The 21,349-nt window shown below is 53.1% G+C and carries 26 protein-coding genes; 17 read left to right on the forward strand and 9 right to left on the reverse strand.

Annotated elements, in window-relative coordinates; all coding sequences use genetic code 11:
* Window positions 1-373: 373 nt before the first annotated feature.
* From BQ5383_RS12180 to BQ5383_RS12200, 5 genes are read left to right on the forward strand one after another with little or no spacing between them, the layout of a single operon-like run.
* Complete coding sequence (locus BQ5383_RS12180; RefSeq protein WP_071432364.1) at window positions 374-1,033, forward strand: TlpA family protein disulfide reductase; 660 nt, start codon at window positions 374-376, stop codon at window positions 1,031-1,033.
* Window positions 1,030-1,176, forward strand: coding sequence for a CD1871A family CXXC motif-containing protein (locus BQ5383_RS12185; RefSeq protein ID WP_071432366.1), 147 nt, complete (start codon window positions 1,030-1,032; stop codon window positions 1,174-1,176). The genes BQ5383_RS12180 and BQ5383_RS12185 overlap by 4 nt, the downstream gene beginning before the upstream one ends.
* On the forward strand, window positions 1,169-2,047 hold the full coding sequence (locus BQ5383_RS12190) for a 4Fe-4S binding protein (protein ID WP_071432368.1): 879 nt from the start codon (window positions 1,169-1,171) through the stop codon (window positions 2,045-2,047). Before BQ5383_RS12185 ends, BQ5383_RS12190 begins: the two co-directional genes overlap by 8 nt.
* Window positions 2,044-2,364 (forward strand): hypothetical protein, encoded by a 321-nt coding sequence (locus BQ5383_RS12195; protein ID WP_071432370.1) that lies wholly within the window; start codon window positions 2,044-2,046, stop codon window positions 2,362-2,364. Before BQ5383_RS12190 ends, BQ5383_RS12195 begins: the two co-directional genes overlap by 4 nt.
* Complete coding sequence (locus tag BQ5383_RS12200) at window positions 2,354-2,821, forward strand: RrF2 family transcriptional regulator (RefSeq protein WP_071432371.1); 468 nt, start codon at window positions 2,354-2,356, stop codon at window positions 2,819-2,821. The genes BQ5383_RS12195 and BQ5383_RS12200 overlap by 11 nt, the downstream gene beginning before the upstream one ends.
* 273 nt (window positions 2,822-3,094) lie before the next feature.
* On the opposite strand, the gene BQ5383_RS12205 is transcribed toward BQ5383_RS12200, so the two are convergent.
* The 4 genes from BQ5383_RS12205 to BQ5383_RS12225 all read right to left on the reverse strand — a co-directional run bounded on the left by BQ5383_RS12205 (window position 3,095) and on the right by BQ5383_RS12225 (window position 6,133).
* On the reverse strand, window positions 3,095-3,526 hold the full coding sequence (locus BQ5383_RS12205; RefSeq protein WP_071432373.1) for a flavodoxin: 432 nt from the start codon (window positions 3,524-3,526) through the stop codon (window positions 3,095-3,097).
* A gap of 20 nt (window positions 3,527-3,546) precedes the next feature.
* Window positions 3,547-4,113 (reverse strand): DUF3793 family protein, encoded by a 567-nt coding sequence (locus tag BQ5383_RS12210; RefSeq protein ID WP_071432375.1) that lies wholly within the window; start codon window positions 4,111-4,113, stop codon window positions 3,547-3,549.
* 104 nt (window positions 4,114-4,217) lie between these two features.
* Window positions 4,218-4,550: a DUF2325 domain-containing protein gene (locus tag BQ5383_RS12215; RefSeq protein WP_071432377.1), complete on the reverse strand. Its 333-nt coding sequence runs from the start codon at window positions 4,548-4,550 to the stop codon at window positions 4,218-4,220.
* Window positions 4,551-5,176: 626 nt separating this feature from the next.
* A complete protein-coding gene (locus BQ5383_RS12225) occupies window positions 5,177-6,133 on the reverse strand; it encodes a carbohydrate kinase family protein (protein WP_071432381.1) in 957 nt (318 codons plus the stop codon).
* Between the two features lie 574 nt (window positions 6,134-6,707).
* On the opposite strand from BQ5383_RS12225, the gene BQ5383_RS12230 reads away from it, so the two are divergent.
* Window positions 6,708-7,229 (forward strand): GNAT family N-acetyltransferase, encoded by a 522-nt coding sequence (locus tag BQ5383_RS12230; RefSeq protein WP_071432383.1) that lies wholly within the window; start codon window positions 6,708-6,710, stop codon window positions 7,227-7,229.
* A 267-nt stretch (window positions 7,230-7,496) separates the two neighbouring features.
* Here BQ5383_RS12230 and BQ5383_RS12235 read toward each other — a convergent pair whose 3' ends face one another.
* The gene (locus BQ5383_RS12235; RefSeq protein ID WP_172724627.1) at window positions 7,497-8,804 is read right to left on the reverse strand and encodes a patatin-like phospholipase family protein; all 1,308 of its coding nucleotides are present in this window, start codon (window positions 8,802-8,804) and stop codon (window positions 7,497-7,499) included.
* A gap of 123 nt (window positions 8,805-8,927) precedes the next feature.
* Here BQ5383_RS12235 and BQ5383_RS21165 point away from each other — a divergent pair, with 123 nt between their 5' ends.
* Window positions 8,928-9,116, forward strand: coding sequence for a hypothetical protein (locus BQ5383_RS21165; protein ID WP_071432387.1), 189 nt, complete (start codon window positions 8,928-8,930; stop codon window positions 9,114-9,116).
* Window positions 9,117-9,267: 151 nt separating this feature from the next.
* Here BQ5383_RS21165 and BQ5383_RS12245 read toward each other — a convergent pair whose 3' ends face one another.
* On the reverse strand, window positions 9,268-10,134 hold the full coding sequence (locus BQ5383_RS12245) for a polysaccharide deacetylase family protein (RefSeq protein WP_071432389.1): 867 nt from the start codon (window positions 10,132-10,134) through the stop codon (window positions 9,268-9,270).
* Between the two features lie 498 nt (window positions 10,135-10,632).
* On the opposite strand from BQ5383_RS12245, the gene BQ5383_RS12250 reads away from it, so the two are divergent.
* The 9 genes from BQ5383_RS12250 (at window position 10,633) to BQ5383_RS12290 (ending at window position 18,485) form a co-directional block, all read left to right on the forward strand.
* A complete protein-coding gene (locus BQ5383_RS12250; protein ID WP_083389954.1) occupies window positions 10,633-11,619 on the forward strand; it encodes a transporter substrate-binding domain-containing protein in 987 nt (328 codons plus the stop codon).
* Window positions 11,620-11,730: 111 nt separating this feature from the next.
* Window positions 11,731-12,453, forward strand: coding sequence for an amino acid ABC transporter permease (locus BQ5383_RS12255; protein WP_071435064.1), 723 nt, complete (start codon window positions 11,731-11,733; stop codon window positions 12,451-12,453).
* Entirely contained in the window at window positions 12,437-13,183 is a 747-nt protein-coding gene (locus tag BQ5383_RS12260; protein ID WP_071432391.1) for an amino acid ABC transporter ATP-binding protein, read from the forward strand. Before BQ5383_RS12255 ends, BQ5383_RS12260 begins: the two co-directional genes overlap by 17 nt.
* 232 nt (window positions 13,184-13,415) lie before the next feature.
* Entirely contained in the window at window positions 13,416-13,640 is a 225-nt protein-coding gene (locus tag BQ5383_RS12265) for a helix-turn-helix domain-containing protein (RefSeq protein WP_071432392.1), read from the forward strand.
* A gap of 65 nt (window positions 13,641-13,705) precedes the next feature.
* Window positions 13,706-14,353 carry a ComF family protein gene (locus BQ5383_RS12270; protein WP_071432394.1) on the forward strand — a complete coding sequence of 216 codons (648 nt, stop codon included), beginning with the start codon at window positions 13,706-13,708 and terminating at the stop codon, window positions 14,351-14,353.
* Between the two features lie 413 nt (window positions 14,354-14,766).
* Window positions 14,767-15,786 carry a rod shape-determining protein gene (mreB, locus tag BQ5383_RS12275; RefSeq protein WP_071432397.1) on the forward strand — a complete coding sequence of 340 codons (1,020 nt, stop codon included), beginning with the start codon at window positions 14,767-14,769 and terminating at the stop codon, window positions 15,784-15,786.
* Window positions 15,787-15,860: 74 nt separating this feature from the next.
* On the forward strand, window positions 15,861-16,589 hold the full coding sequence (locus BQ5383_RS12280) for a DUF2461 domain-containing protein (RefSeq protein ID WP_071432399.1): 729 nt from the start codon (window positions 15,861-15,863) through the stop codon (window positions 16,587-16,589).
* A 316-nt stretch (window positions 16,590-16,905) separates the two neighbouring features.
* A complete protein-coding gene (locus tag BQ5383_RS12285) occupies window positions 16,906-17,466 on the forward strand; it encodes an RNA polymerase sigma factor (protein WP_071435066.1) in 561 nt (186 codons plus the stop codon).
* Entirely contained in the window at window positions 17,463-18,485 is a 1,023-nt protein-coding gene (locus BQ5383_RS12290) for a hypothetical protein (protein ID WP_071432401.1), read from the forward strand. Before BQ5383_RS12285 ends, BQ5383_RS12290 begins: the two co-directional genes overlap by 4 nt.
* Before the next feature lie 427 nt (window positions 18,486-18,912).
* Here the strand turns inward: BQ5383_RS12290 and BQ5383_RS12295 are convergent, their stop codons facing one another.
* Genes BQ5383_RS12295 through BQ5383_RS20800 form a run of 3 tightly spaced genes read right to left on the reverse strand, consistent with a single transcriptional unit; the run spans window position 18,913 to window position 20,029 of the window.
* The gene (locus tag BQ5383_RS12295; RefSeq protein ID WP_071432403.1) at window positions 18,913-19,146 is read right to left on the reverse strand and encodes a hypothetical protein; all 234 of its coding nucleotides are present in this window, start codon (window positions 19,144-19,146) and stop codon (window positions 18,913-18,915) included.
* A gap of 40 nt (window positions 19,147-19,186) precedes the next feature.
* Entirely contained in the window at window positions 19,187-19,672 is a 486-nt protein-coding gene (locus BQ5383_RS12300) for a COG2426 family protein (protein ID WP_235821978.1), read from the reverse strand.
* Window positions 19,673-19,726: 54 nt separating this feature from the next.
* Window positions 19,727-20,029, reverse strand: a complete 303-nt coding sequence (locus BQ5383_RS20800) for a hypothetical protein (RefSeq protein ID WP_139193418.1) — start codon at window positions 20,027-20,029, stop codon at window positions 19,727-19,729.
* A gap of 258 nt (window positions 20,030-20,287) precedes the next feature.
* On the opposite strand from BQ5383_RS20800, the gene hrcA reads away from it, so the two are divergent.
* Window positions 20,288-21,331: a heat-inducible transcriptional repressor HrcA gene (gene hrcA / locus BQ5383_RS12305; protein WP_071432405.1), complete on the forward strand. Its 1,044-nt coding sequence runs from the start codon at window positions 20,288-20,290 to the stop codon at window positions 21,329-21,331.
* Window positions 21,332-21,349 lie beyond the last annotated feature (18 nt).

A 21,349-nucleotide genomic window follows, 5' to 3' on the forward strand; every position in this document is an offset into this window, starting at 1 on the left:
GACACTGATCCAGGAGACGATGGCGGTAAAGAAACGCTGTCAAACGACACAGCAGCCGCTTGTTTTCCAGGGTGCTTTCAGTCAGGCGGATCCTTTTTCCAGATTTCTCTCTTGACAGAACCTCCTTTTTCCTGGTATGATGACAGCACAAACTGGAACAATAAAAGTTACAGTGAGAAAAGGAGAGGTGCCTTCCATGAAATACGATTTTCTCCGAAGCCTGGCCATGCTGCTGACCATAGGACTTTTGCTGTTGGCAGCGTTGTGGGGCGGCAGCAGCGTATGCGGGCTTTAAAAGGCAGCCTTTTCTGATTGAATGGGTCCAGTTTCGATTCTGTAAAAAATTCGATGACAAAACAGGAGGTTCTGACTGATGAAAAACCATAGACACAGACTGTCTTTTGTGGCCGTGGCCATGGCTCTGGCGCTGATGCTGGGAGCCTGCGGCGGACAAACCGCTTCTTCCTCCAGCCAGCAGTCCGATGCACAAAGCACTTCTCCCAGCGCGCCCTCTCAGGAAGCGTCTGAGGAGAGCGGCTCCCAGGAGGAGAGTTCTGTTGCCGAAGTTACTCCGGTGTTTGGGGAGACCTTTACCAGCGAGGATCTGGAAGGCAATGCGGTGGACCAGACCATCTTTGAAGGACATGACCTGACCATGGTGAATATCTGGGCTACTTTCTGCGGCCCCTGCCTTGATGAGATGCCGGACCTGGGAGAGCTTAACACCCAATATGCCGATCAAAACTTTCAGATCGTAGGAATAGTTGTGGATGTTCTCAACCAGGACCTGACCTATAATGAGGAGCAGGTGGCATTGGCAAAGGAAGTGGTGGAAAAGACCGGCGCCTCCTATACCCACCTTCTTCCGTCTACGGATCTGCTGATGAACAAGCTGATCTATGTTACCGGTGTTCCGGAGACGGTTTTTGTGGACAGCGAGGGCAATCAGGTGGGAGAATCTTATCTGGGTGCCCGCAGCAAGGAAGAATGGTCCGAGATCATTGAGGAGCTGCTGGCGGAGGTTCAGGGATGACCCCCCTGCGCCGGAACCTGCCTGCGCTGGTGGTCTTTGCGTGCGGGCTGGTCTTTTTTCTCATCGGCATTGCCCGGGGTGAAGCGGATACAGTGCTGACCAAAGCAATCAATTTGTGTCTGGAGTGTATCGGTGTTGGGTAAAGTGTTTTCCTCTGCCGGAAAGCGGCTGCGGCTGTGGGTTCAGGTGTGCTTCACCGCACTGACCAACGGCTACGCCGCGGGATTTTTCAAAGGGAAAATTTATACCGGCTCTACCAAGGCCATCTGTGTGCCGGGGCTTAACTGCTATTCCTGTCCCGGCGCGCTGGGCTCCTGCCCCATCGGTTCCCTGCAGGCGGTGCTGGGCAGCCGTAATTACAAGTTCTCTTTTTACATTCTGGGATTTTTGATGATGGTGGGGGCGGTGTTTGGCCGCTTTGTTTGCGGCTGGCTGTGTCCCTTTGGCCTGGTGCAGGATCTGCTCCATAAGATCCCCTTTCCCAAAAAGCTGCGGAAGCTTCCGGGGGATCGGTGGCTGCGCTGGCTGAAAGTGGTATTGCTGGCGCTGTTTGTTATCCTGCTGCCGCTGTTTGTGGTGGATATCATCGGTCAGGGAGACCCTTGGTTCTGCAAGTATGTTTGTCCTTCCGGAACCCTCACCGCCGGTCTGCCCCTGGTGGCGACCAATCCTGCTTTGCAGGCAGCCGTGGGATGGCTTTTTGCCTGGAAAGGTCTGATTCTGGCAGTGGTGGTGCTGTTGTCCATTGTGGTGTACCGTCCTTTCTGCCGGTATCTCTGCCCCCTGGGAGTGATTTACGGCCTGTTCAATCCCATCGCTTTTTACCGGCTGCGGGTGGATGAGGAGAAATGCACCTCCTGCGGCGCTTGTCAGCGGGCCTGCAAGCTGGATATCCCTGTATGGCGCAAGCCCAATTCCATGGAGTGCATCCGCTGCGGAGATTGCCGGAGAGCTTGTCCCCACGGCGCCATCTGCTCCACCTTTTCCTGCCCTTCAAAGGAGAAAGAGAAATGAACAGCTATTTTCTTTTGTCCACAATACTTTCATTTTTGGGGCTGGCAGCTGCCGCGGCAGTGCTGCTGCTCAATCTGTTCCGCCTGCACCGCCACGGCTTCCGGTGGGATGTGGGCGGCTATCTGGCCATCTCGCTCTTTTACGGATGGCGGCTGATCCTCAGCCTGCGGCAGCAGTTTACCGGCATCGCCTGCGCGCTGACGCCGGAGCGCACGCTGCTTGTTTATGGAGGACTTTTGCTGCTGCATATAGGATTTGCGTGGGATTCCTGGCGGTCTCTGGTATGTGAGAAAGGGGAGAAGAAAGATGACCAGTGAATTTGCCATTGCGGTTCACAGTCTGGTCTATCTGCACCATCGGGGGGAGATGGTCTCCAGCGAGGTGTTGGCGCAGAATGTCTGCACCAATCCGGCCCGGGTGCGGAAGGTGCTGTCCTGCCTGAAAAAAGCGGGACTGGTAGCCACCCGGGAAGGAAATGTGGGAGGATACCGTTTGTGCTGTCCGGCGGAGAAGATCAACCTGCGCCAGGTAGATGAAGCGGTACAGGGAAGGTTGGTTTCCGCCTCCTGGCGTTCCGGACGGCAGGATCAGCCCTGTATGATTTCCTCCGGGATGGCGGAGGTGATGGATGACATCTACAATGACCTGGACGCCCTGTGCCGCCGCCGGCTGGAGGAGACGACCATACTGGATGTCTATAAAAAAATCCTTCACCGGCTTCCTGAAGGGGCTTCCCCCTGCGGTGGGATGATGGCAAAGAAGACGAAGGAATGAAAGGCGAGGGGAAGATCTTCATTCCCTTTTGATTTCCTTTATTGGTCTGAAAAAATGAAAAGCAAAAAGCCCTCTTTCCGGTGGAAAAGCTCCAACCAGGAAAGAGGGCTTTCAGTTGTTTCAGGATACCTGCTGACAAGGTGTATGCCGCTTTGCAAAAATCAAACAGTGGGCTTTTTACTTTATCCGATATTCAGCCAATATTTTTAAGAGACTAAGATCTTCCGTGCAAAAACAGAAAGGCTCTCATGAAATTGGAGAGGATTGCGGTAATCAGAAGGAAGCAAGTTCCCGGCCAAAAGCCTGGCAGTCAGCCAATCCCTGGTCATCAGGGGTTTCATTGATCATCAGCCCTTCCCCCCGGAACAGCTGTGCTCCGCAAGCGGAGGTTCGTTCCTGCCAGTCCCGCATCCACTGACCGTCACCCCAGCCATAAGAGCCGAACAGCGCCACCTTTTTCCCGGACAGATTTCCTTCCAGCTGGGTGAAGAAGGGCTCAAAGACATCCTCCTCCAGTACCTCTGCTCCCATGGCCGGGCAGCCCAGAGCCAGTACGTCAAAGGCAAGAGCCTGCTCCGGGGTGGTCTCTTCCACCGTCAGCAGGGAAACATCAGCTCCAGCATCTGTTGCGCCCTGAGCGATGGCCTGGGCCATTGCCTCGGTGTTGCCGGTCTGGGACCAGTAAATGACAGCGATTTTACTCATAAAAAGTACCTCCCGTTTTTTTATGCCGCCTGGAACAGCTGCGAGATGGACATACCCAAGGCCACCCGCCTGCACAATGCGTCCCTGCATTTGTCATAACGCCGGAACAACTCACGGGCTTGTTCGGGATGGGCGTATACCTTCCAATGACCGCACAGCAGGCAATTTTTGCCGCCATGACGCAGAAATCCGGTCACATCCTCTGGGGGATAGCCCAAAAACAGCCCGATCTCATGGGGAAAGCCTTCTTTCTGTTCCGCCAGGCGGCGGCCCAGACGCTCCAGCTGTGCTGCCAGGGGACATCCAGTGGGATATCCCGCCTCACTGAGCAGCTGGGCGATTTCGGGACGTTCCAGCTGGGCGGAAAGCTGGCGGCGGCGATAAACCAGCAGCAGATAGCTTCTCTCCAGCTGGGACAGGACCTGGAAATAGATATCACGGCTGTTGAGCGCCTGATTATACTCCTCCACCAATGCGGCAAAGTTGGGACAATCGGCTTTGGCGCAGGAAATCAGGTTGGCGGGCTTGATTCCGGCCAGGGCGGGGGCGCAGTGGAAGGCGAGACCTTCCTCCAGATGACGGCACATAAAGGACCTCCTGTAGAAATGACAGTGAAAAACAATGGGAAGGCAATGAATAAAACCGGTGCTTTTTCCTGTAGGACGCGGGAGGATAAAAAATCACTCTTTAGTTAGTTATTGCTAACTTGTGGGCAGCAGGAACAACCTTCACAGGATGGGCACTGGGAACAATGACAGTGGAGCAGTTCCCGCAGAGCGCAGGCGCTGCTGCTGTGGCACCGGGCGATGGGACAGTTTTGTCGGGTGGCTTCCTGCACCGCACTGCCTACCATTTTGTGTGAAACGGTATTGGTGAACAGCACCACCAGATCGGGGCGGCCAATTTGCTTTTTGAAATCAGCAGGCATTTTGGTAAAAACCTTGGCCTTGTATCCGAATTGTTTGCAGATTTGCCGGTATTGACACTCCATACGTTCATTACCGCCGACGATGACAACGCTCATGGGAACCTCCTTTTGTATCGGTTAGCTTATGCTAACTTGATTTTATCATAGAACAACCAGCTTGTCAAGCACTGGCATCAAAATTTGCCTGCTCCCTTTATCCTGGAAGAAAACAGGAGGTGAAAAAGTCAGCTTGCCGTATTTAAATTGCAAGCCCTGTAAGTGAAAAAGGATTTCCCCCAAAATTGCCGCACACCTTTTGGATAGGTGCTTTCAAGCAAGGAGGCTATTTGATTTTCATGCAGCGGATCTTTCTTTGACAGGAAGGTTTTCCTTCTGTTTGAGGAAGAAAAGCTGGACCGTCAGTTTTCCGGCAAGCTCCATGGGGAGAAAGCAGCAGGAAACAGAACGCGAGTGCAAAGAATGGATGGCCAAGTTCACAGAATGTAAACCCTGAGATGTGTACCAGGGAAATGGCAGCAACGGTATTGCTTTCTCAGCCGATTTTGGAGCATCCGGCAAATGATACATATTCCCGGCGGGACCATGCCGAAAGAATTGGAAAGCCGCTTTGTCGGCTGGAACAAGAAAAGGGGAGAGACACACGGCCTCTCCCCTCATGTTTTTCCTGATGATGATTTTGAGCCCTTGAAGGGTTACTCCACGAAAGAAATTCTGCTTTGCTGTCAGCGGGTGGCCAGCAGTTCCGCTACCGCCTCCGGAGAAGGAACGCTGGGAATTCCTCCGAAAACAGTGGTGGAAAGGGCGGCGGAGGCACAAGCAAAACGAACCACCTGCTCCAGCTCTTCTCCTGTCAGATCTTTGGGATGTTTGCCCAGCCGCAGCACCTGGGACAGTGCGGAGCCGCCGAAAATATCTCCAGCACCGGTGGTATCCACGGTGTTCATCACAAATCCCGGTACCTTTCCCTGAGCCTGAGCATTGGCGTAGTAGCAGCCGTCAGCTCCCAGAGTGACAAACACCAGAGAAACGCCGAACTGCTCCAGAATATGCCGGGCGCCTGCCACCTCATCCAGATCAAAAAGGAAGCGGACCTCTTCCTCGCTGATTTTAACGATATCTGCCTGAGCAAGGCCGTAAAGCATCTGCTCTTTGGCTTCCTCCAGATCTGCCCAGAGGGGAGGACGAAGGTTGGGGTCAAAGGTAATCAGGGCTCCATGCTCCTTGCTGTAGGCAATGGCCCGGCGGGTGGCATCCCGGGCAGGCTCATTGGTCAGGGAAAGAGAACCAAAGTGAACAAAGCGGCTTTCCCCCAGCAGCTGTTGATCGATCTCTTCCCAGCGCAAACAGGTATCCGCGCCCGGTTTGCGGGCGAAAGCGAATTTCCGGTCGCCGGTGGAATCCAGAGTAACAAAGGCGAGGGTGGTAAAAACATCGGGGTCGATCAGGACATTGCGGGTGTCGATGCCGCATCCGGCAGCTGTTTGCTCAAGCAGGTGGCCGAAGGTATCATCTCCCACCTTTGCGATGAGGGCGGTACGGGCGCCGAACCTGGATAAGGCTGCCAAAAAATTACAGGGAGCCCCGCCTGGATGGGCTTCCAGAACAGGGTATCCGTCGGTTCCGGTGGTCCTGGCAGTAAGGTCCACCAACAGCTCGCCGATAGCAGTAACATCCATCATAATATGGATTCCTTCCTTTCGATGGTTCTTTTCTTTCATTTTACCGGGGGGAACGGCAGATGTAAAGCCCCAAAAGCAACCTTTAACAGCTTTTGGGCGGTCCAAAACGGACGGGAGACAAGCCAAAGTTGTTCCCGGCATTGGTTTGTAAAACGGAACGCTTTTTTCAGTAGGATGACCCTGAAACCGAAGAAAAATGTTTCGGCCGCGCCGGCGGGCAGAAAAAGGAAAGAAAAGGTTTTTCCGAAAGGTCCTCCCCACGTATCTCTTGGAATCCGTCGGGTGGTTCTTGTATGGGAAAAAGGAGCGTGCTATAATGATGCAGTTGTGGATTTCAAAAAGCCATTTACCCTCTGTGACCAAACGGGTAGGCGCTGGACAAGGTAAAAACAGATGATGCCTGGAGTTTAGCTTCAGACAGGTGCTATCCTGCTTTCATTTTGCAGACTTGGCAGTCCATTTTTGGCCTTTGCATGGGGGATAGAAGAGAATAGCGGCCCAACAGGTGCGGATGCGCTTTCAGCGTCCTTTTTGCGCGTCGCTGCGATATTTGATCCGGGAGGAGAACGTTTTTATGATCCGTTTCGGCAGAGAAGAGGATATCGAGGCCCTGCGCCTCATTTATAATGATGAAGTGGAGCATTCCGTTGCCACCTTTGACCTGGATCCCCGCACCCCCGAGGAAATGGAGGCGTGGTTCCGGGCCCATCACGGAATCCATCGTCTGCTGGTGTGGGAGGAGGCGGGAGAGGCGGTGGCCTATGCCACTCTGTCCCCTTATCGCCAGAGAAAAGCCTTTGACGCCACGGTGGAGCTTTCGGTTTATGTCCGGCAGGATCAGCGAGGAAAGGGAATCGGCCGGGCGCTGATGGAGAAGCTGCTGGAAGAAGCGCGCCGGGACCCAGGCATTCATACAGTGATATCGGTAATTACCTCGGAGAATACCGGCAGTATCCGTCTTCATCAGCGGCTGGGCTTTACCTTCTGCGGCAGGATCCAGGAGGCGGGATTCAAATTCGGGCGCTGGCTGGGCATCGACCACTATCAGATCATGGTGGATGAGCCGGAGGACATGGCTGAAAAAGGAAAAAGCTGAAGCGGTCCCATTTTTCAGCAGGGAAGAAAGGCGGGTGCGCCGGAGGTCAACCTGTATGGGAAATCCTCCCCTTGTTTTATATTTTTAGGAAAACAACCCCTGCAAGGCTGTCATTACCTTGCAGGGGTTGTTTTGACTGTTTTCCGCCAATCCAATTTTGTATCGCTTTCCGGTCTATGGGAAAATCCAGGGGGAATATCTGATGATAAAAGCCTGTTCACTCAGGGACAGGCTTTTGGGTACTGTATGGCTGGTCCGGCCTTCTTTTTATGTCAACAGGATCAGATACAGTGCCGCCAGGTATTCCCGGGGAAAAGCGGCGGCCAGCCACGGAAGCCGGTTCTTCTCCTTTTCCTCCGACAGCCCCCGGCGCAGCAGGGCCTCCACTGTCAGCAGCAGCTGTTCCTTTCCCTGACCCTCCAACGCCTTTTTCAGCCGGGCCGGACCAATTTCCGACAATGCAGGAACCCCATCCCCCGGCTCCAGCTGCTGGCGGCGCTCCAATACAGCCTGTTCAAACTCCTCTGCAGTATACACCGGCAGTGGGTCCACCCCCAGCAATTCAGCGGCCAGTTCGCAGGAAGCCAGAAGAATATCTGTGGGCTGCTGCTCCTTGGGAGATTCTCCCGCGGCATCCAACAGCCGTTCCGCTGTCAGCCTTCCCAGCAGCTTGTTTCCCTCCTCGGGCAGTGCTTTGTCCAGGGCCGTCATCAGCAGCGAGGACATTCCCATCAGTCTGCTTTCAGCCATCCGCTTCAGCTGTCCCCCGGAGAAGGTATAAGCGTGTCCCTCCAGGCGCCCCATAGCCTTCATCATATCCTGATAACCCAGGCGAATGTTCCGGCGGCTGCGGCCGCTGTCAAAAATCAGCAGATCCCCCAGGTCCCAATGGCAGCGGATGGTGCGCAGCGGGATATGAGTATGGACACGCCGCACCAGTCCGATTCCTTCCACATCCACGGCAATGATCTCTTCTGGTGTCTGTCTGGCCCGCAGAGCAAGATTGATGGGAATATTGTTGGTGTAGCCCCCGTCCACGAAGGTAGCTCCGCCGATCTCCTTACTTTGCAGAAAAGGAAAACAGGCGGCGGAGGCCAGCAGATAATCCGCCAGATGTCCCTGTGGGATTTCCGGCAGGAACAACTCCAATGCCCGTCTGGCGCTGACGTCCACTGTAACGATTCCCAGCTCCCGGGAAGAACGGCGCAGCTGCTGTTCATCCACCAACTGCTTTACCAGCCGGGCCAGGGGAGAGGTATCTACGCCTCCCTCCCGCATGACCTGGCGAAAAAAGCTCCGGTAAATTTCAAGACGGCTGTTTTTGTCCGCTGTCAGATCGGGCATATTTTTCATTACATCGCTGTTGTCCAGGTGGTTCCACAAATGCAGTGCGCCCTCCAGATTCTGCTGAACCATCAGCGCGCCGTTGAGCGCTCCCACTGAGGTGCCGGTAACCACCTGATAATCCATCCCCAGTTCGGCCATGGCTTGCCAGACGCCCACTTCATAAGCTCCCCGGGCGCCGCCGCCGCCCAGCACCACTGCCCGTACCGGCTGCCGCTGTATGTTTTCCATCGGATGCCCCCTGTCTCCTTCCGCTCCGTAACAGATTTTACGGGGAAAGGGGTCTTTTTTACTATTATATCTCCCGGGCCAATTGGATACAACCTCAGAGATGGAAAAGGGGAAGGCTGTGGGATGGATGTGCAGATTGTTCTGCATTCTCCTTGGGACATTTTTCCGGATTGCCTGGAAAACCGGTTTGAAAAAGAGAGAAAATGGCATATGGCGGCAGGAACCAGCCGACGGCGTTATCCGGCGGATCTGCCACAGAACGGTATGACCTGTTGGCAACAAAAACGAAATGGGATTGATCATTTCCCTTGAAACAAAAAGAACCGGATCGCACAGCGCCGCACCGTGTACAGGAGAAGCAAGATCATGTTTTGATCAAAAGCTTCATTGGGCGGGGCCTTCTATGTATCCCTTTTTTAGTTGCTGGTAAAAAAAGAGGGATACGGTTTCTGAAAAGCGGGCGTTAACCCAAAGCCTTGGTGATGATCTGCTCCGCTGTCACTCCCCAGGGGCGGTTGTATCTGGGAATACGGTAGAGGCAGCTTTCGTTGCCCTGTATGACCTTGTAAACCTTTCCCTGAGCATCCAGTGAGGCAGAGAAGCCCAGTTCCAACACCACGGCATAGCTGTCCTCGCTGACCCTGCCAAAGGGATAGGTGAAAGCGGTGGGCATATGGCCTGTCATTTCCTGAAAGCGCTGCTGCAGCTGTCCCAGGTCCTCCCGGAGTACCTGGCGGTATTCCTCCGTGCCTTCTCCCTGCTTTTTGGAAGCTCCCTGCCTGGCGCCGTTCAGACCGTGCAGATCATAGCTGTGGTTCTGGAATTCCACCAGACCGGAAGCCTCCATCTCCTTAATTTGATCCCAGGTGAGATGGGAGTAATTTTCTTTGTTCTCATCCAGCTGGGAATATCGGTCTGTCTCCCGGCCGATGATGGAGATGACTGCTTTGGCCCCATATTCCTGGAGCAGCGGAAAGGCGTTGAGATAATTATTATAATAACCGTCGTCAAAGGTGAGCATTACCGGCTTTTCGGGCAGGTCCCCTGTACCCCGTACATAGGCAACCAGCTGGGAAACGGTGATGGTCTCATATCCTTCCCGCTGCAAAAACTCCAGATCCTGCCGCAGCGCATCCGGCGTAATCACATAATCGCCTGCTTTATTGGGATTGGAATGGATGGAGTGATACATCAGTACCACCATTTCCACCGGTTCAGTCTGGTCCAGGGGCAAAAAGGCTTCCAACGCCGGGTGGGACAACAGCACTGATCCAATGAGCGTTATCGCTGCCGCCGCCAGTCCGCAGCGGATTCGCTTTCCATAATCCATGACGCGTCCTCCTTTCTCCTCTCCTGCTATTTTACGAGGGGAAAGGGTGATTCATGACCATCCGCTGACGACAAGGAGCAGAAGTTGATTCATTCCTGTATGACCAGCGAACAGCGAGTCTGCGGGCTGTCCAAACGACCGTTATTGGCAGGCAGGACGGACGAAGGGTGCTGATGGATCTTGTAAAAGAGATATACATGAATATTCGCATAAATATTTACTTAAAAATTCATTTTTATACTTATTTCACAGTTTTGTCCGATGAAATACCAGTAGTTTTTCTGCTAAAGCAGGAAAAAAGCCCTTTACAACCGCTCTTTTGTGTTGTATAATCATACACATCAACCGGATAAAAATTATCCGAAGCAAAGGAGTGGACGTTATGTCTCCCCTCTATCACCTGGAACTGCGACGAAGCCGATGATGCTTTGCCGGTTCTGTGATCGTTCTGTTAAACAACACCTTTGAAAAGAAGAAAGAATAAAGGAGAAACATACCATGAAAAAGTTCTGGAGCATTTTGCTCGCTTCCATGATGATCCTGTCCATGACTGCCTGCGGCGGCAGCGAAACTCCCGCCTCCTCCTCTTCCAGCGAGGCTGCTCCCGCTTCCAGCAGTGAGGCTGCTTCCAGCGAAGCCGCTTCCGCTTCCAGTGAGGCTGCTTCCAGCGAGGCCTCCGCGGAGACTGCCGATGTGCCCACCATGCCTGATGTTTCCAATGTGGATATGGCTGCGCTGGACGCTCAGATTGACGAGTTGGCCGCCAAAGTCACTCTGGCCAATGAGGGCAAGCTGGTTATGGGCACCTCCGCTGATTTTGCTCCCTATGAGTTCCACATCCTGGACAATGGGGTGGATAAGATCGTAGGCTTTGATGTGGCGCTGGGCCAGGCCATTGCTGATGAGCTGGGCGTGGAGTTTGAGGTAAAGGACATCTCCTTCGATTCCATCCTGATGGAGCTCAACGCCGGTACCATTGATCTGGGTATTGCCGGCTTCTCTCCCACACCTGAGAGAATGGCTGCTGTTGATATGTCCTGCCTGTATTACACCGGTGGTCAGTCCCTGATGATCCGGAAGGCGGATGCTGATAAGTACACCGGTCTTTCCGACTTCGGCGCCGGTAAGTCCGTAGGCGCTCAGACTGGTTCCATCCAGGAAGGCTTGGCCAAGGAGCAGACCCCTGAAGCGGCTCTGGTTTCCCTCCAGACTGTTCCCTCCATCATCATGGAGCTGAAGTCCAACAAGATCGACGCGGCCTATATCGAAACTGTGGTGGCCGAAGGCTACGTCAAGACTCAGGATGACCTGATGATCCTCTGTGAGGTTCCCTTTGACGCGGAAGGTTCCTCTGTCGCTGTCAAGAAGGGCAACACCGAGATGCTGGATTTTGTCAATGCTGTCATCACCAAGGTGGTAGCCAATGGTGATATGGCCAAGTTTGTGGAAGAGGCCAATGAGCTTTCCACCCAGGCGGCAGGCTGAACAAAAGCCGGGTAAATGTCAGTCGGTCCATTCCTCCCTCAGAAAAGGGGGAATGGACCCGCTTTTCATGTGTCCCCCTGGGAAAGAAAGGAGAACCTGAAAGAGATGAGTTTGAATTTTGCGGCTATGGAAAAATACGCCATCTACTTCCAGCAGGGCGTATTGTACACAGTGGTGCTGTCCTTCTTTACGGTGGCCTTCGGTTTTGTCATCGCTCTGGTGCTGGCTCTTATCCGTATTGCCAAACCGGGCCGCAGCACCGGCAGCAAGATCGTGGTGGGCATTCTGCAAACCTTTGCCAAGCTGTATGTGGAGTTTATCCGGGGCACCCCTATGCTGGTACAGCTGTACCTGATGTTCTATGTGGTTTTTGGTACCATGGGACTGAAAGCTCCTCAGTTTACCCTGTTCGGCTTTGTGCAGGGAGACCGGCTGATCCCCGGTATTATCGCGCTGTCTCTCAACAGCGGCGCTTATGTTTCCGAGATCATCCGGGCTGGTATTCAGGGTATCGATTACGGCCAGACGGAAGCTGCCCGCTCCTTGGGTATGACCGCGGCCCAGAATATGCGGTATATCGTGCTGCCTCAGGCGATCAAGAATATTCTGCCTGCCATTGCCAATGAATTTGTTACCATCATCAAGGAATCCTCCATCTGCTCGGTGCTGGGAATGCAGGAGCTGATGTACAACGCCAAGCTGGTGCAGGGCGCGTCCTTCCTGCCGGCAGAGCCGCTGGTGATCGTCACCATTCTGTATCTCTGCCTGACTGTGCCTACATCCAAAGTCATTCAGTATTTCGAGAGGAGGATGAGCCGTGGCGACAAGCGGTAATCTCATCGAGGTCAAAAATCTTTGCAAGTCCTTTGCCGGCAACAAGATCCATGCTCTCAACGATGTCAGTCTGGATATCCATAAAGGGGATGTGGTGGTCATCGTCGGTCCTTCCGGTTCCGGCAAATCCACCTTTCTGCGGAGCCTGAATATGTTGGAAGAGCCCACTTCCGGTCATGTGATCGTGGAAGGGGTGGACATCGCCGGCAAAAAGGTGAATCTGAATCGGCACCGCCAGAAGATGGGCATGGTGTTTCAGCATTTTAATTTGTTCCCTCACCTGACCATCCTGGAGAATATGGTGCTGGCTCCCATGAAGGTGAAAAAAATGCCCCGGCAGGAGGCGGAGGAGCTTGCTCTCCGGCTGTTGGACCGGGTAGGGCTGAAGGATCGGGCCAACGCTTATCCCATTCAGCTCTCCGGCGGACAGAAGCAGCGTATCGCCATTGTCCGGGCTTTGTGTATGCAGCCGGAAGTGATGCTTTTTGATGAGCCTACCTCTGCCCTGGACCCTGAAATGGTGGGTGAAGTGCTGGAAGTTATGCGGAGCCTGGCCAAGGAAGGAATGACCATGGTGGTGGTTACCCATGAGATGGGATTTGCCAGAGAGGTGGCTACACGGGTAATCTTTATGGATGCGGGAAAAATTGTGGAGGAAAATAACCCTCAGGAATTTTTTACCCATCCCAAGAGCGAACGCCTCAAAGATTTTCTGGCCAAGGTGCTGTAAAGTTTGTTGTTTTGCTGGTGCCCCCGGCGGAGAGATCATCTTTCCGTCGGGGGCGCTGTTGTTTTTTTATAAAGGAACCGGGAATTCCAGAAGCTGGAATATTGCCGGAGCTTTATAAAACAATATTACTTGAAAAGATAAAATTGTAACGTGTATAGTAACATTATTTTTATTTTACGTTGTCGTATTTGACGAAAAAATTCCATAAGCTATATCCATGGAGGAATCGCTTATGGAACGCAAGCACTTTGAAGAATACAAAAAACTTGGCCTGAATATCGCTTATTACAGAAAAGAGCGAGGGCTGTCTCAGATGCAGCTGGCAGATCGGATCGATATCAGCCGTACCCATATGTCACGAATAGAAAACAATGACTGCGCCGTATCATTGGACGTCATTTTCAGCATCGCCAAAGCATTGGAGATTCCTGTGGCAAAGCTGTTTGAATTTCGATGAAAAGCATGGCTTGCCTTAAAGTGAAAGATTCGCCCAGAGGGGAAAGGGGGAGCGGCTTGACTTGGATGGAGTGGCTGGGGGATCTGTTTTTCCCGCCCCGGTGTCTGTTGTGCGGACAGGTGGTGGAGACAGGACGAAAACTATGTACCCGGTGCCATGAAAAATATCGTTTGTCTCCAGAAAAACAGGAATTTACACTGGGGACTATTACCGTGATATCACTGTTTCGGGACAGTGAGGAGAGCCGGCGCGGTGTGAACAAAGTGAAGTTTCAAGGGGATCCCAAGACGCTGGAATACTTTGGCCTGGAAATGGCAAAGATGTTAAGAGACTGCTGTCCGGATCCTCTTTTTGATGGAGTGACCTTTGTCCCCATGCCCACAGAGAGGCAGAAGAACAGAGGCTATAATCAGGCGGAGGTACTGGCCCGTGTGGTGGCCAGGGAACTTGGTGTGCCGCTGATTTCCAATTTGCTGGAAAAGCAGGATATTCTCACTCAACATAATCTGTCCGGCAGTATGCGGAGAAAAAGGGGAAGTGGATGCCGTCTGATTCCAGGTGTACGGCTGCAGGGTGAGCGCTTGCTACTGGTGGATGATATTTGTACGACAGGGACCACGCTGCAGGAGTGCGGATTGCTGCTGCGGCAGGCAGGAGCGTCAGAGGTAGCGGGCATCGTTTTGCTGCGCCGGCAAAAGGATAAGGAATTTTAAGGGGAAGAATCCGTATGCCCAGTATCAGTCTGCTTACAGCAGGAGGAAGACGGTGGAGGTATACTGGCCGAACCCAAGGTTTATGGCTGCTGCAAGGCCGAAAAAGGAAAAGCATCGTAATTTTGCCGCAGGCTGTGGCGGCAGTTTGAATGCTTTTGCCCCTTGCAGGAATGCAGGCGCTCAAAATGAGCCAAAAAGATTCACAAATTAGTCATAATATTCCCTCAAAGCTGCCTTGAAAGCTGGTATTTCCCCGTGATTTGCTTTTGACAAAGACGCCCGATTCATGGTACAATTTACAGGAATCACAGGCAGAAACAAAGAAATTGTCGGACCGGGAACCCTTTTGTTCCCGGCCTCGGAAGGGCCTTGGGCCTATATAGTTTCAAATCCAAAATGAAGGGGTAATCATCGTGTTCAGTAACGATATTGGTATTGATCTGGGAACCGCCACCACGATCATTTATGTCAACGGCAAGGGCATTGTTCTGAAGGAGCCTTCCATCGTGGCTCTGGACAGCAGCAACAAGGTGCTGGCGGTGGGCGACGCTGCCTGCCAGATGCTGGGCAAAACTTCCGACCGTATTCGGGTGGTCCGGCCTTTGGAGGAAGGGGTCATTTCCGACTATGAGGTTACTGAGCAGATGCTCAAGGAGTTTTTCAAGAAAATCAATCCCAGCAAATTCTTCAAGCCCCGGGTTTGTGTCTGCGTTCCCTCTGCCATTACTGAGGTGGAATCCCGGGCTGTCATTGATACAATGATCTCCGCCGGCGCCCGGAATGTATTCCTCATTGAGGAGCCGGTGGCAGCGGCTATCGGCGCTGGAGTGGATATCACGGTTCCCGGCGGCGTGGCCATTCTGGATATTGGCGGCGGCACCAGCGATATTGCGGTGCTCTCCCTCAACGGCATCGTGTGCAAAACCTCCCTGAAGATGGCGGGAAACAAGCTCAATTCCACCATCATCAAGCATATCCGCAGCACCTACAATGTTCTGATTGGCGATAATACCGCTGACCGCATCAAGAGAGATATCGCCACTGTCTGGATGGACGGGGTGGAGCCGGTGGAGTATGAGGTGAAGGGACGCAACCTGGTTACCGGCCTGCCTCAGAGAATTACCATCACCAATACGGAGTTGGTGGAACCCTTGCGGGCGGATGTGGAACACATCATCCTGGCTCTTCAGTCGGTGCTGGAGCAGACCCCGCCGGAGCTGGTGGCGGATATCCAGCAAAACGGTCTGATCATGACCGGCGGCGGAGCCATGCTTGGCGGTTTGGACAAGCTCATCAGCAGCCGTATCCGTATCACCGCCCGTCTGGCGGAGAATCCAGTGGAAGCGGTGGCTGTGGGTACAGGTGAATCCTTTGCCTATCTGGGCAAGCTGTACGACGGCTTTGTTACCTATACCCGTTATTCCAGCAAATAAAACAGTTGATCATCAGGGGGCGGCCCGCGCCGTCCCCTTTGTGCGTTTCATGATGGATCAGGAGGAAAGAAATCATGGCGTTTTCCCAAAGGACATTGGAGTTTTTGGTAGAAAACAGGCTGCAAAACAGCAAGGCTTGGTTTGACGAACATAAAGAGGAGTACCGCTTGCTGGTGCTGGAACCGATGATCCAGCTGACGGCGGCGCTGGGTCCTACGGTTCTGGATATTGATCCACAGCTGATTGTGGATCCCCGCCAGGGACGGAGTATCAGCCGGGTGCGTCGGGATAACCGTTTTACCCACGATAAATCCCTGTACCGGGAAGTGATGTGGTGCGTGTTCCTGCGGGACAAAAAGCTGTGGGAAGGGCCTCCCGCCTTTTATTTTGAGATCCGCCCGGACCGGTTCGATTTCGGTTGTGGTTATTATCAGGCAGGAGCCAACACCATGGCGGCCATACGGGAGATGATTCTCCGGAATGATCCGGTTTATCTGGAGGCCAGAAAAGCCTGGAAGGAAGGCGGCTTCCAGCTGGAGGGGGATAGCTACAAACGGAGCAAATATCCCGCCCAACCGGAGGAAAAACGGAACTGGCTGGACCGAAAGACTATGAGCTTCAATAAGGACTGCTTTGATTTCCAGCTGCTGTTTTCTGACCGTCTTGCGGATTATGTGGCCCAGGGTTTTCGGCAGTTGGCGCCGGTGTACCGGTTCTTCCTTCAGGCGGAGGCACGGGGACCGGTAGTGGAGGAGCAGCCTCAGCCTCAGGTTATTCCCCAGCGTCCTGCGGAAATGTGGTAAGCTTTATGATGCCCGCAAGACAGGCGGAATAAATGCAGGACCGCTTCCTGCTTTATTAAAATGAAATTCCCGCATCCTTGAAGATGACGGGATAACGCTGCAAGAGCTTAGAAACCGTGGGGCATCTAAGCTCTTTCTCTTTCAGGGGGCAGAAGCAGGGTACAAGGTGGGGGAAGGCTGCCGGTACAGATCATGCAGGTGGATTTTACAGGGAGCGGTCTGCTTCTCCACTGATTTTACCGCCGCCATATGCAAAAAAATTTTTGTAACCGGAAGGATTTTTTTCCGTCTTATAAACAAAGAAGGGGGTGCGGATGTGGAGGATCATGAGATCGTGACGCTGTACTGGGGACGGGACCCCAGGGCTTTGCTGGAAAGCCAGCGGCAGTACGGCGGATATTGCTATCGGATTGCCTGGAATGTGCTGGAAAATCAAGAGGACAGTGACGAGTGTGTAAACGATACCTGGCTGCGGGCCTGGAACGCCATGCCCCCGCAGCGGCCTTCCCGGCTGTCTCTGTTTCTGGGCAGGATCACCCGAAATCTGGCTTTGGACCGATGGCGGGAAAAACGGGCGGAGCGCCGGGGCGGGGGCAGGGTGTCTTTGGCCCTGGAAGAATTGTCTGAGTGCGTTACCAAAGGGGACAGTACCAGTGAGCAGGTGGAAGCCCACCAGTTGACGGAAGCGATAGGGCATTTTCTGGAAACGCTTCCCCGGGAGGACCGCCAGTTGTTCTTGGGGCGGTACTGGTACTGCCGGACCATAGGGGAACTGGGAATCGTATTTTCTTTGAAAGAGAACGCTGTCAAAACCCGGCTGTTCCGCATTCGGGGAAAGCTCCGGGAGTTTCTGGAAAAGGAGGGGATCGCGGTATGACGGGAGAGGAACGGCTGTTTTATGCCATTGGAGGAGTGGAGGACCGGCTCTTGAAGGACTGCGAGGAACTGTTTTCCCGTCCTGTAACGGTTCGCCGAAAGAAATGGCCGCTTCTGCCGGCGGCTTGCCTTTGCGCTGCATTGGCGGCGGGGCTTCTGCTGCGTTTTTATCAGCCCTTTTGGATGGAGAATGATTTGGAGGGAATTGCTCAGGATGAAGCGGCAGGCAGTGCTTGCAGCAGTTCCAGTATTGGAGGCAGCTCTTATAATGAGGGGGACTGTCCAGTGATTCCCTGGGAAGAGTTGTCTATAGCGGAACAATATACCACCCTGACGATAGAGGGACAGGAATATACTACCAGGCGTACGGAAATCTCCCAAAAGCAGCTGGGTCTGCCGCTGGGGGAGGAGCCCCTCACTGGCTGGGACCCTGTAACCTTTGAAGAGCACAGCACCTTGGCGAAGATCTATACCCTTAAGGACATCAACCTGGCCTGTGGAGTGGCAGTGGAGTTTTCTCAGGAGCCTGGACGATATTGGGTATACGGCGCTTTGGATTACCATCCGGAATCCTTGGGACAGCTGATGGAAAATATGGATCTGGAGCGACAGATGACTTTCGGCGTCCTGCGATATGAGGAGAAGCTCCCATTGGGGCAGACACGCACGGTAGAAGTGGAGTGCCCAGACAATGATTTGATATGGGATCTTCTGCGGCAGCAGGCAGATGCTCCGGCCATCACAAACTATGACCAGTGGATTCTCAGACGGGGCGGACAGGATATTGGGATGGAGATTTCTGTGGATCTCCCACTGTTTGGAGTGGAAAATCTCAGCATGACTTTCACCCGGGACGGCTGGCTGACCACCAATATTTTGGGCCATGGCACTGCCTTCTATCTGGGGGAAATCCGGATGGAGGAGCTGCTGGAGCAGATAAAAGGCCTGGAGGGGAGCATGGAATCCTCCTTCACAGAGCAGGACGGAGAAGCCGTACCATCACGCCCTCCTCAAAGATAGACAGCGCAAGAGGCTGAACATCCGGTCATAGCTAAGCCGGTGGCTGGAAGCAGTCCGATAAGGGCCTGATACCGGTACGCGTTTCAAGGCACACTGAATTTCATTTTTTCCTCATCACTAGCCCCACAAACTGTAAATGGGAACTGCTGTTCTGACGAAGGCTTTTTATCGGTGATCACTTTCTGCTGGCAGCTGGCTTCACTTGATGCTTAAAAAGAAAGCTTTTTGCGGGCACCTTCACTATCAGAGCCGATGGTTTTCCATTTCAATCAAAAAGACCGGCATTCCCTGCTTGGGCACAGGAATGCCGGTCTTTTCACTTTTTCTGCAGGACATGGTGCCTGCTATGCCGAAAATACCAGATATCAAAGCAGGATACCTGAGTTTTTCCTGCAGCTCTTTACACCCTGGGAAAAATCCTCACGTTTCATTGCTGCTGGTCATACCGGGAAGGCGAAGCGTCATTTTTCTCCCGCAGCCTGCGCCTATATCGTTTGGCATTGAGTACTCCGGCGCCAAAGTAAAGGATGATATTGAGAAACTGTACCGTCAGCAGCCAATCGGGGCTTCCTCCATCCAGAAAGTTTTTCAGAAAGGTCAGCGCCCATATTCCACAGCCCACAAACCAGAGCAGATACCAACGGGTCTCCTTTTTCTTCATAGGAATCCCTCCTTTGACGCGTCAGAGCAATTTTCACAGTTTACAGGATAATCCCCACTGCGCCCAGCAGACCGAAAGAGACCACTCCCATGATCAGTCCGGCGGTCAGCACCCCTCCGGTAATGACCAGGAATGCGGGAATGAGCCGCAGCCGCAGTACAGCGGCAATGAGACTGCCGGTCCACGCGCCGGTGCCGGGAGCGGGAACAGCTACAAAGAGAAACAATCCCAGCAGCTCATATTTTCCCAGCTTCCGGGCCTTTTCGTCCGCCTTATCAATGAGCCGCTGAAAAAAGCCGCCGCACACCCCTTTTTTAGCCAGGAAGGTGACCACCTGCTTGGAAAAAAGAATAAGAAAAGGTACCGGCAGAATATTCCCCAGCACCGAGATGGGATAAACCTGCCAGAAGTCCAGCCCCATGGCTACGCCTGCAGGGATGCCGCCCCGCAGCTCCACAATGGGCAGCATGGAGATAAAGAAAACATAAAGATACTTGTTTTTCAGTAAATTCATTAAAAAGTTCATAAGCCGCTCCTTTGTACTTCTGGTTGGACCTGAAGAAAATGGCTTTTGATATGATCAGCTTGGTAGTTTAGGTTTAAAAAAGGAGATGTCAGAAGGAAAAATGCCGGACCCCTGTCCTTTCCCAAGGGGACGACCGATGTTTTCAGGCGCTTCCTCCTTTGGGGAGTTTTCCTCCTGTGGGAAATATGAAGAAACTTCTGGAAATAAGTGGAATTCTGAAGGCTGAAGGGCATAAAACAAAGGTCCCATCGCCTGGTGAAGGGATGTTTCCATGACAGCGCCGTTTTTGTCCGATGCTTTGACCCCTTGTTCGTCGAGGAGATGTTCCTTGTTTGCTGCAAGTATAACTGTTTTCAACCTCCGGGAAAGACTTGGGAATGCTGAAACAGGCATTTGACCTTATTGTATCGGGTTTTTTGAAAAAAGACAATGGCAGGGCAATATTTTTTCTGTTCTTGCGGCGTGGAAAAGAGAAATTCGCACTCACCGGGGACGAGTGTCAAAAAAGTTGTAAATTAATTATGAAGTCTCTTGACAACGGCTGAAAATGATGTAAAATAATAATCGTTAGCACTCGAGATAAATGAGTGCTAAAAATGAAAGGGGCGACAAGTGATGGAACTGGATGAAAGAAAACTGAAAATCCTTGCAGCCATCACGGAAACATATCTTAAAACCGGTGAGCCGGTGGGCTCCAAACTGATCGCGGCGCTTTTGGGCGGCAGGGTTTCCCCCGCCACGGTGCGCAACGATATGGCGGTGCTTTTTGATCTGGGACTGCTGGAACAGCCTCATACCTCCGCGGGACGGGTGCCTTCCCATCTGGGTCTGCGGCTGTATATCGATCAGCTGATGCCAACGCAGCCCTTGACGCTGGAAGAGCGGCAGGAGATCGAGGCGCTTTTCAACCGGCGCAATCCGGACCCGGATAAACTGCTGGAGGATTCCGCACGGGCTCTGGCGAAATATACCAACTGCGCGGCCATTTCCACCACAATGTATAAGCAGAACGCTACAGTTCGTAAAATTGAACTGATTCCGGCCACTGCCCATACAGTAGTGATCCTGCTCATCGCCTCCAACGGTATGATCAAAAATAAGGTCTGCCGTGTGGATTTCCGCCTGACACCCAAGATCGTGGATTTCTTCACCAGCTTTGCCAACTCCAGGCTGGCCGGCAGAGGGATCAACGAAATCACCCGCAATTACATCAACTCCATCTCCTTCTCTCTGGGGGAGTACACCGATATCTTCTCTCCGCTGCTGACGGCAATTTATGATCTGTGCCGGGAAGCAAGCGACGGCAGGATCTATCGCAGCGGCACTTCCAATCTGCTGGAATATGGAGAGCTGCGGCAGATCGCCAATCAGTTGTTCCGGGTCATCAATTCCCGGGAAGAGCTGATGGACCTGATTGACCGGGATGAGAATGGTGTCCGGGTGAGCATCGGCAGGGAAAATCAGAAGCTGGAGCTGGCGGATTCCACCGTTATTATTTCCAAGTATAAAATCGGCGAAGACAGCATGGGGGCTGTGGGGCTGATCGGTCCTATCCGGATGGATTATGCCCGGCTGCTGCCCCACATTGAGTATTTTTCCCAGATGCTCGGCAAACTATTGAACGAGACCCTGGAGGATCAGGATGATCCCGGGGCGTAATACAGAAAGGGGAAAGCG

This window comes from Angelakisella massiliensis (genome assembly GCF_900104675.1).
Classification (GTDB): Bacteria; Bacillota; Clostridia; order Oscillospirales; family Ruminococcaceae; genus Angelakisella; species Angelakisella massiliensis.

Excerpts from the sequence above, each read along its gene's own strand:
- BQ5383_RS12180 (WP_071432364.1), top strand. The coding sequence starts at position 374 with ATGAAAAACCATAGACACAGACTGTCTTTTGTGGCCGTGGCCATGGCT.
- BQ5383_RS12185 (WP_071432366.1), top strand. The coding sequence starts at position 1,030 with ATGACCCCCCTGCGCCGGAACCTGCCTGCGCTGGTGGTCTTTGCGTGC.
- BQ5383_RS12195 (WP_071432370.1), top strand. The coding sequence starts at position 2,044 with ATGAACAGCTATTTTCTTTTGTCCACAATACTTTCATTTTTGGGGCTG.
- BQ5383_RS12200 (WP_071432371.1), top strand. The coding sequence starts at position 2,354 with ATGACCAGTGAATTTGCCATTGCGGTTCACAGTCTGGTCTATCTGCAC.
- BQ5383_RS12205 (WP_071432373.1), bottom strand. The coding sequence starts at position 3,526 with ATGAGTAAAATCGCTGTCATTTACTGGTCCCAGACCGGCAACACCGAG.
- BQ5383_RS12210 (WP_071432375.1), bottom strand. The coding sequence starts at position 4,113 with ATGTGCCGTCATCTGGAGGAAGGTCTCGCCTTCCACTGCGCCCCCGCC.
- BQ5383_RS12215 (WP_071432377.1), bottom strand. The coding sequence starts at position 4,550 with ATGAGCGTTGTCATCGTCGGCGGTAATGAACGTATGGAGTGTCAATAC.
- BQ5383_RS12225 (WP_071432381.1), bottom strand. The coding sequence starts at position 6,133 with ATGATGGATGTTACTGCTATCGGCGAGCTGTTGGTGGACCTTACTGCC.
- BQ5383_RS12230 (WP_071432383.1), top strand. The coding sequence starts at position 6,708 with ATGATCCGTTTCGGCAGAGAAGAGGATATCGAGGCCCTGCGCCTCATT.
- BQ5383_RS12235 (WP_172724627.1), bottom strand. The coding sequence starts at position 8,804 with ATGGAAAACATACAGCGGCAGCCGGTACGGGCAGTGGTGCTGGGCGGC.
- BQ5383_RS21165 (WP_071432387.1), top strand. The coding sequence starts at position 8,928 with ATGGATGTGCAGATTGTTCTGCATTCTCCTTGGGACATTTTTCCGGAT.
- BQ5383_RS12245 (WP_071432389.1), bottom strand. The coding sequence starts at position 10,134 with ATGGATTATGGAAAGCGAATCCGCTGCGGACTGGCGGCGGCAGCGATA.
- BQ5383_RS12250 (WP_083389954.1), top strand. The coding sequence starts at position 10,633 with ATGAAAAAGTTCTGGAGCATTTTGCTCGCTTCCATGATGATCCTGTCC.
- BQ5383_RS12265 (WP_071432392.1), top strand. The coding sequence starts at position 13,416 with ATGGAACGCAAGCACTTTGAAGAATACAAAAAACTTGGCCTGAATATC.
- BQ5383_RS12270 (WP_071432394.1), top strand. The coding sequence starts at position 13,706 with ATGGAGTGGCTGGGGGATCTGTTTTTCCCGCCCCGGTGTCTGTTGTGC.
- BQ5383_RS12280 (WP_071432399.1), top strand. The coding sequence starts at position 15,861 with ATGGCGTTTTCCCAAAGGACATTGGAGTTTTTGGTAGAAAACAGGCTG.
- BQ5383_RS12290 (WP_071432401.1), top strand. The coding sequence starts at position 17,463 with ATGACGGGAGAGGAACGGCTGTTTTATGCCATTGGAGGAGTGGAGGAC.
- BQ5383_RS12295 (WP_071432403.1), bottom strand. The coding sequence starts at position 19,146 with ATGAAGAAAAAGGAGACCCGTTGGTATCTGCTCTGGTTTGTGGGCTGT.
- BQ5383_RS12300 (WP_235821978.1), bottom strand. The coding sequence starts at position 19,672 with ATGAACTTTTTAATGAATTTACTGAAAAACAAGTATCTTTATGTTTTC.
- hrcA (WP_071432405.1), top strand. The coding sequence starts at position 20,288 with ATGGAACTGGATGAAAGAAAACTGAAAATCCTTGCAGCCATCACGGAA.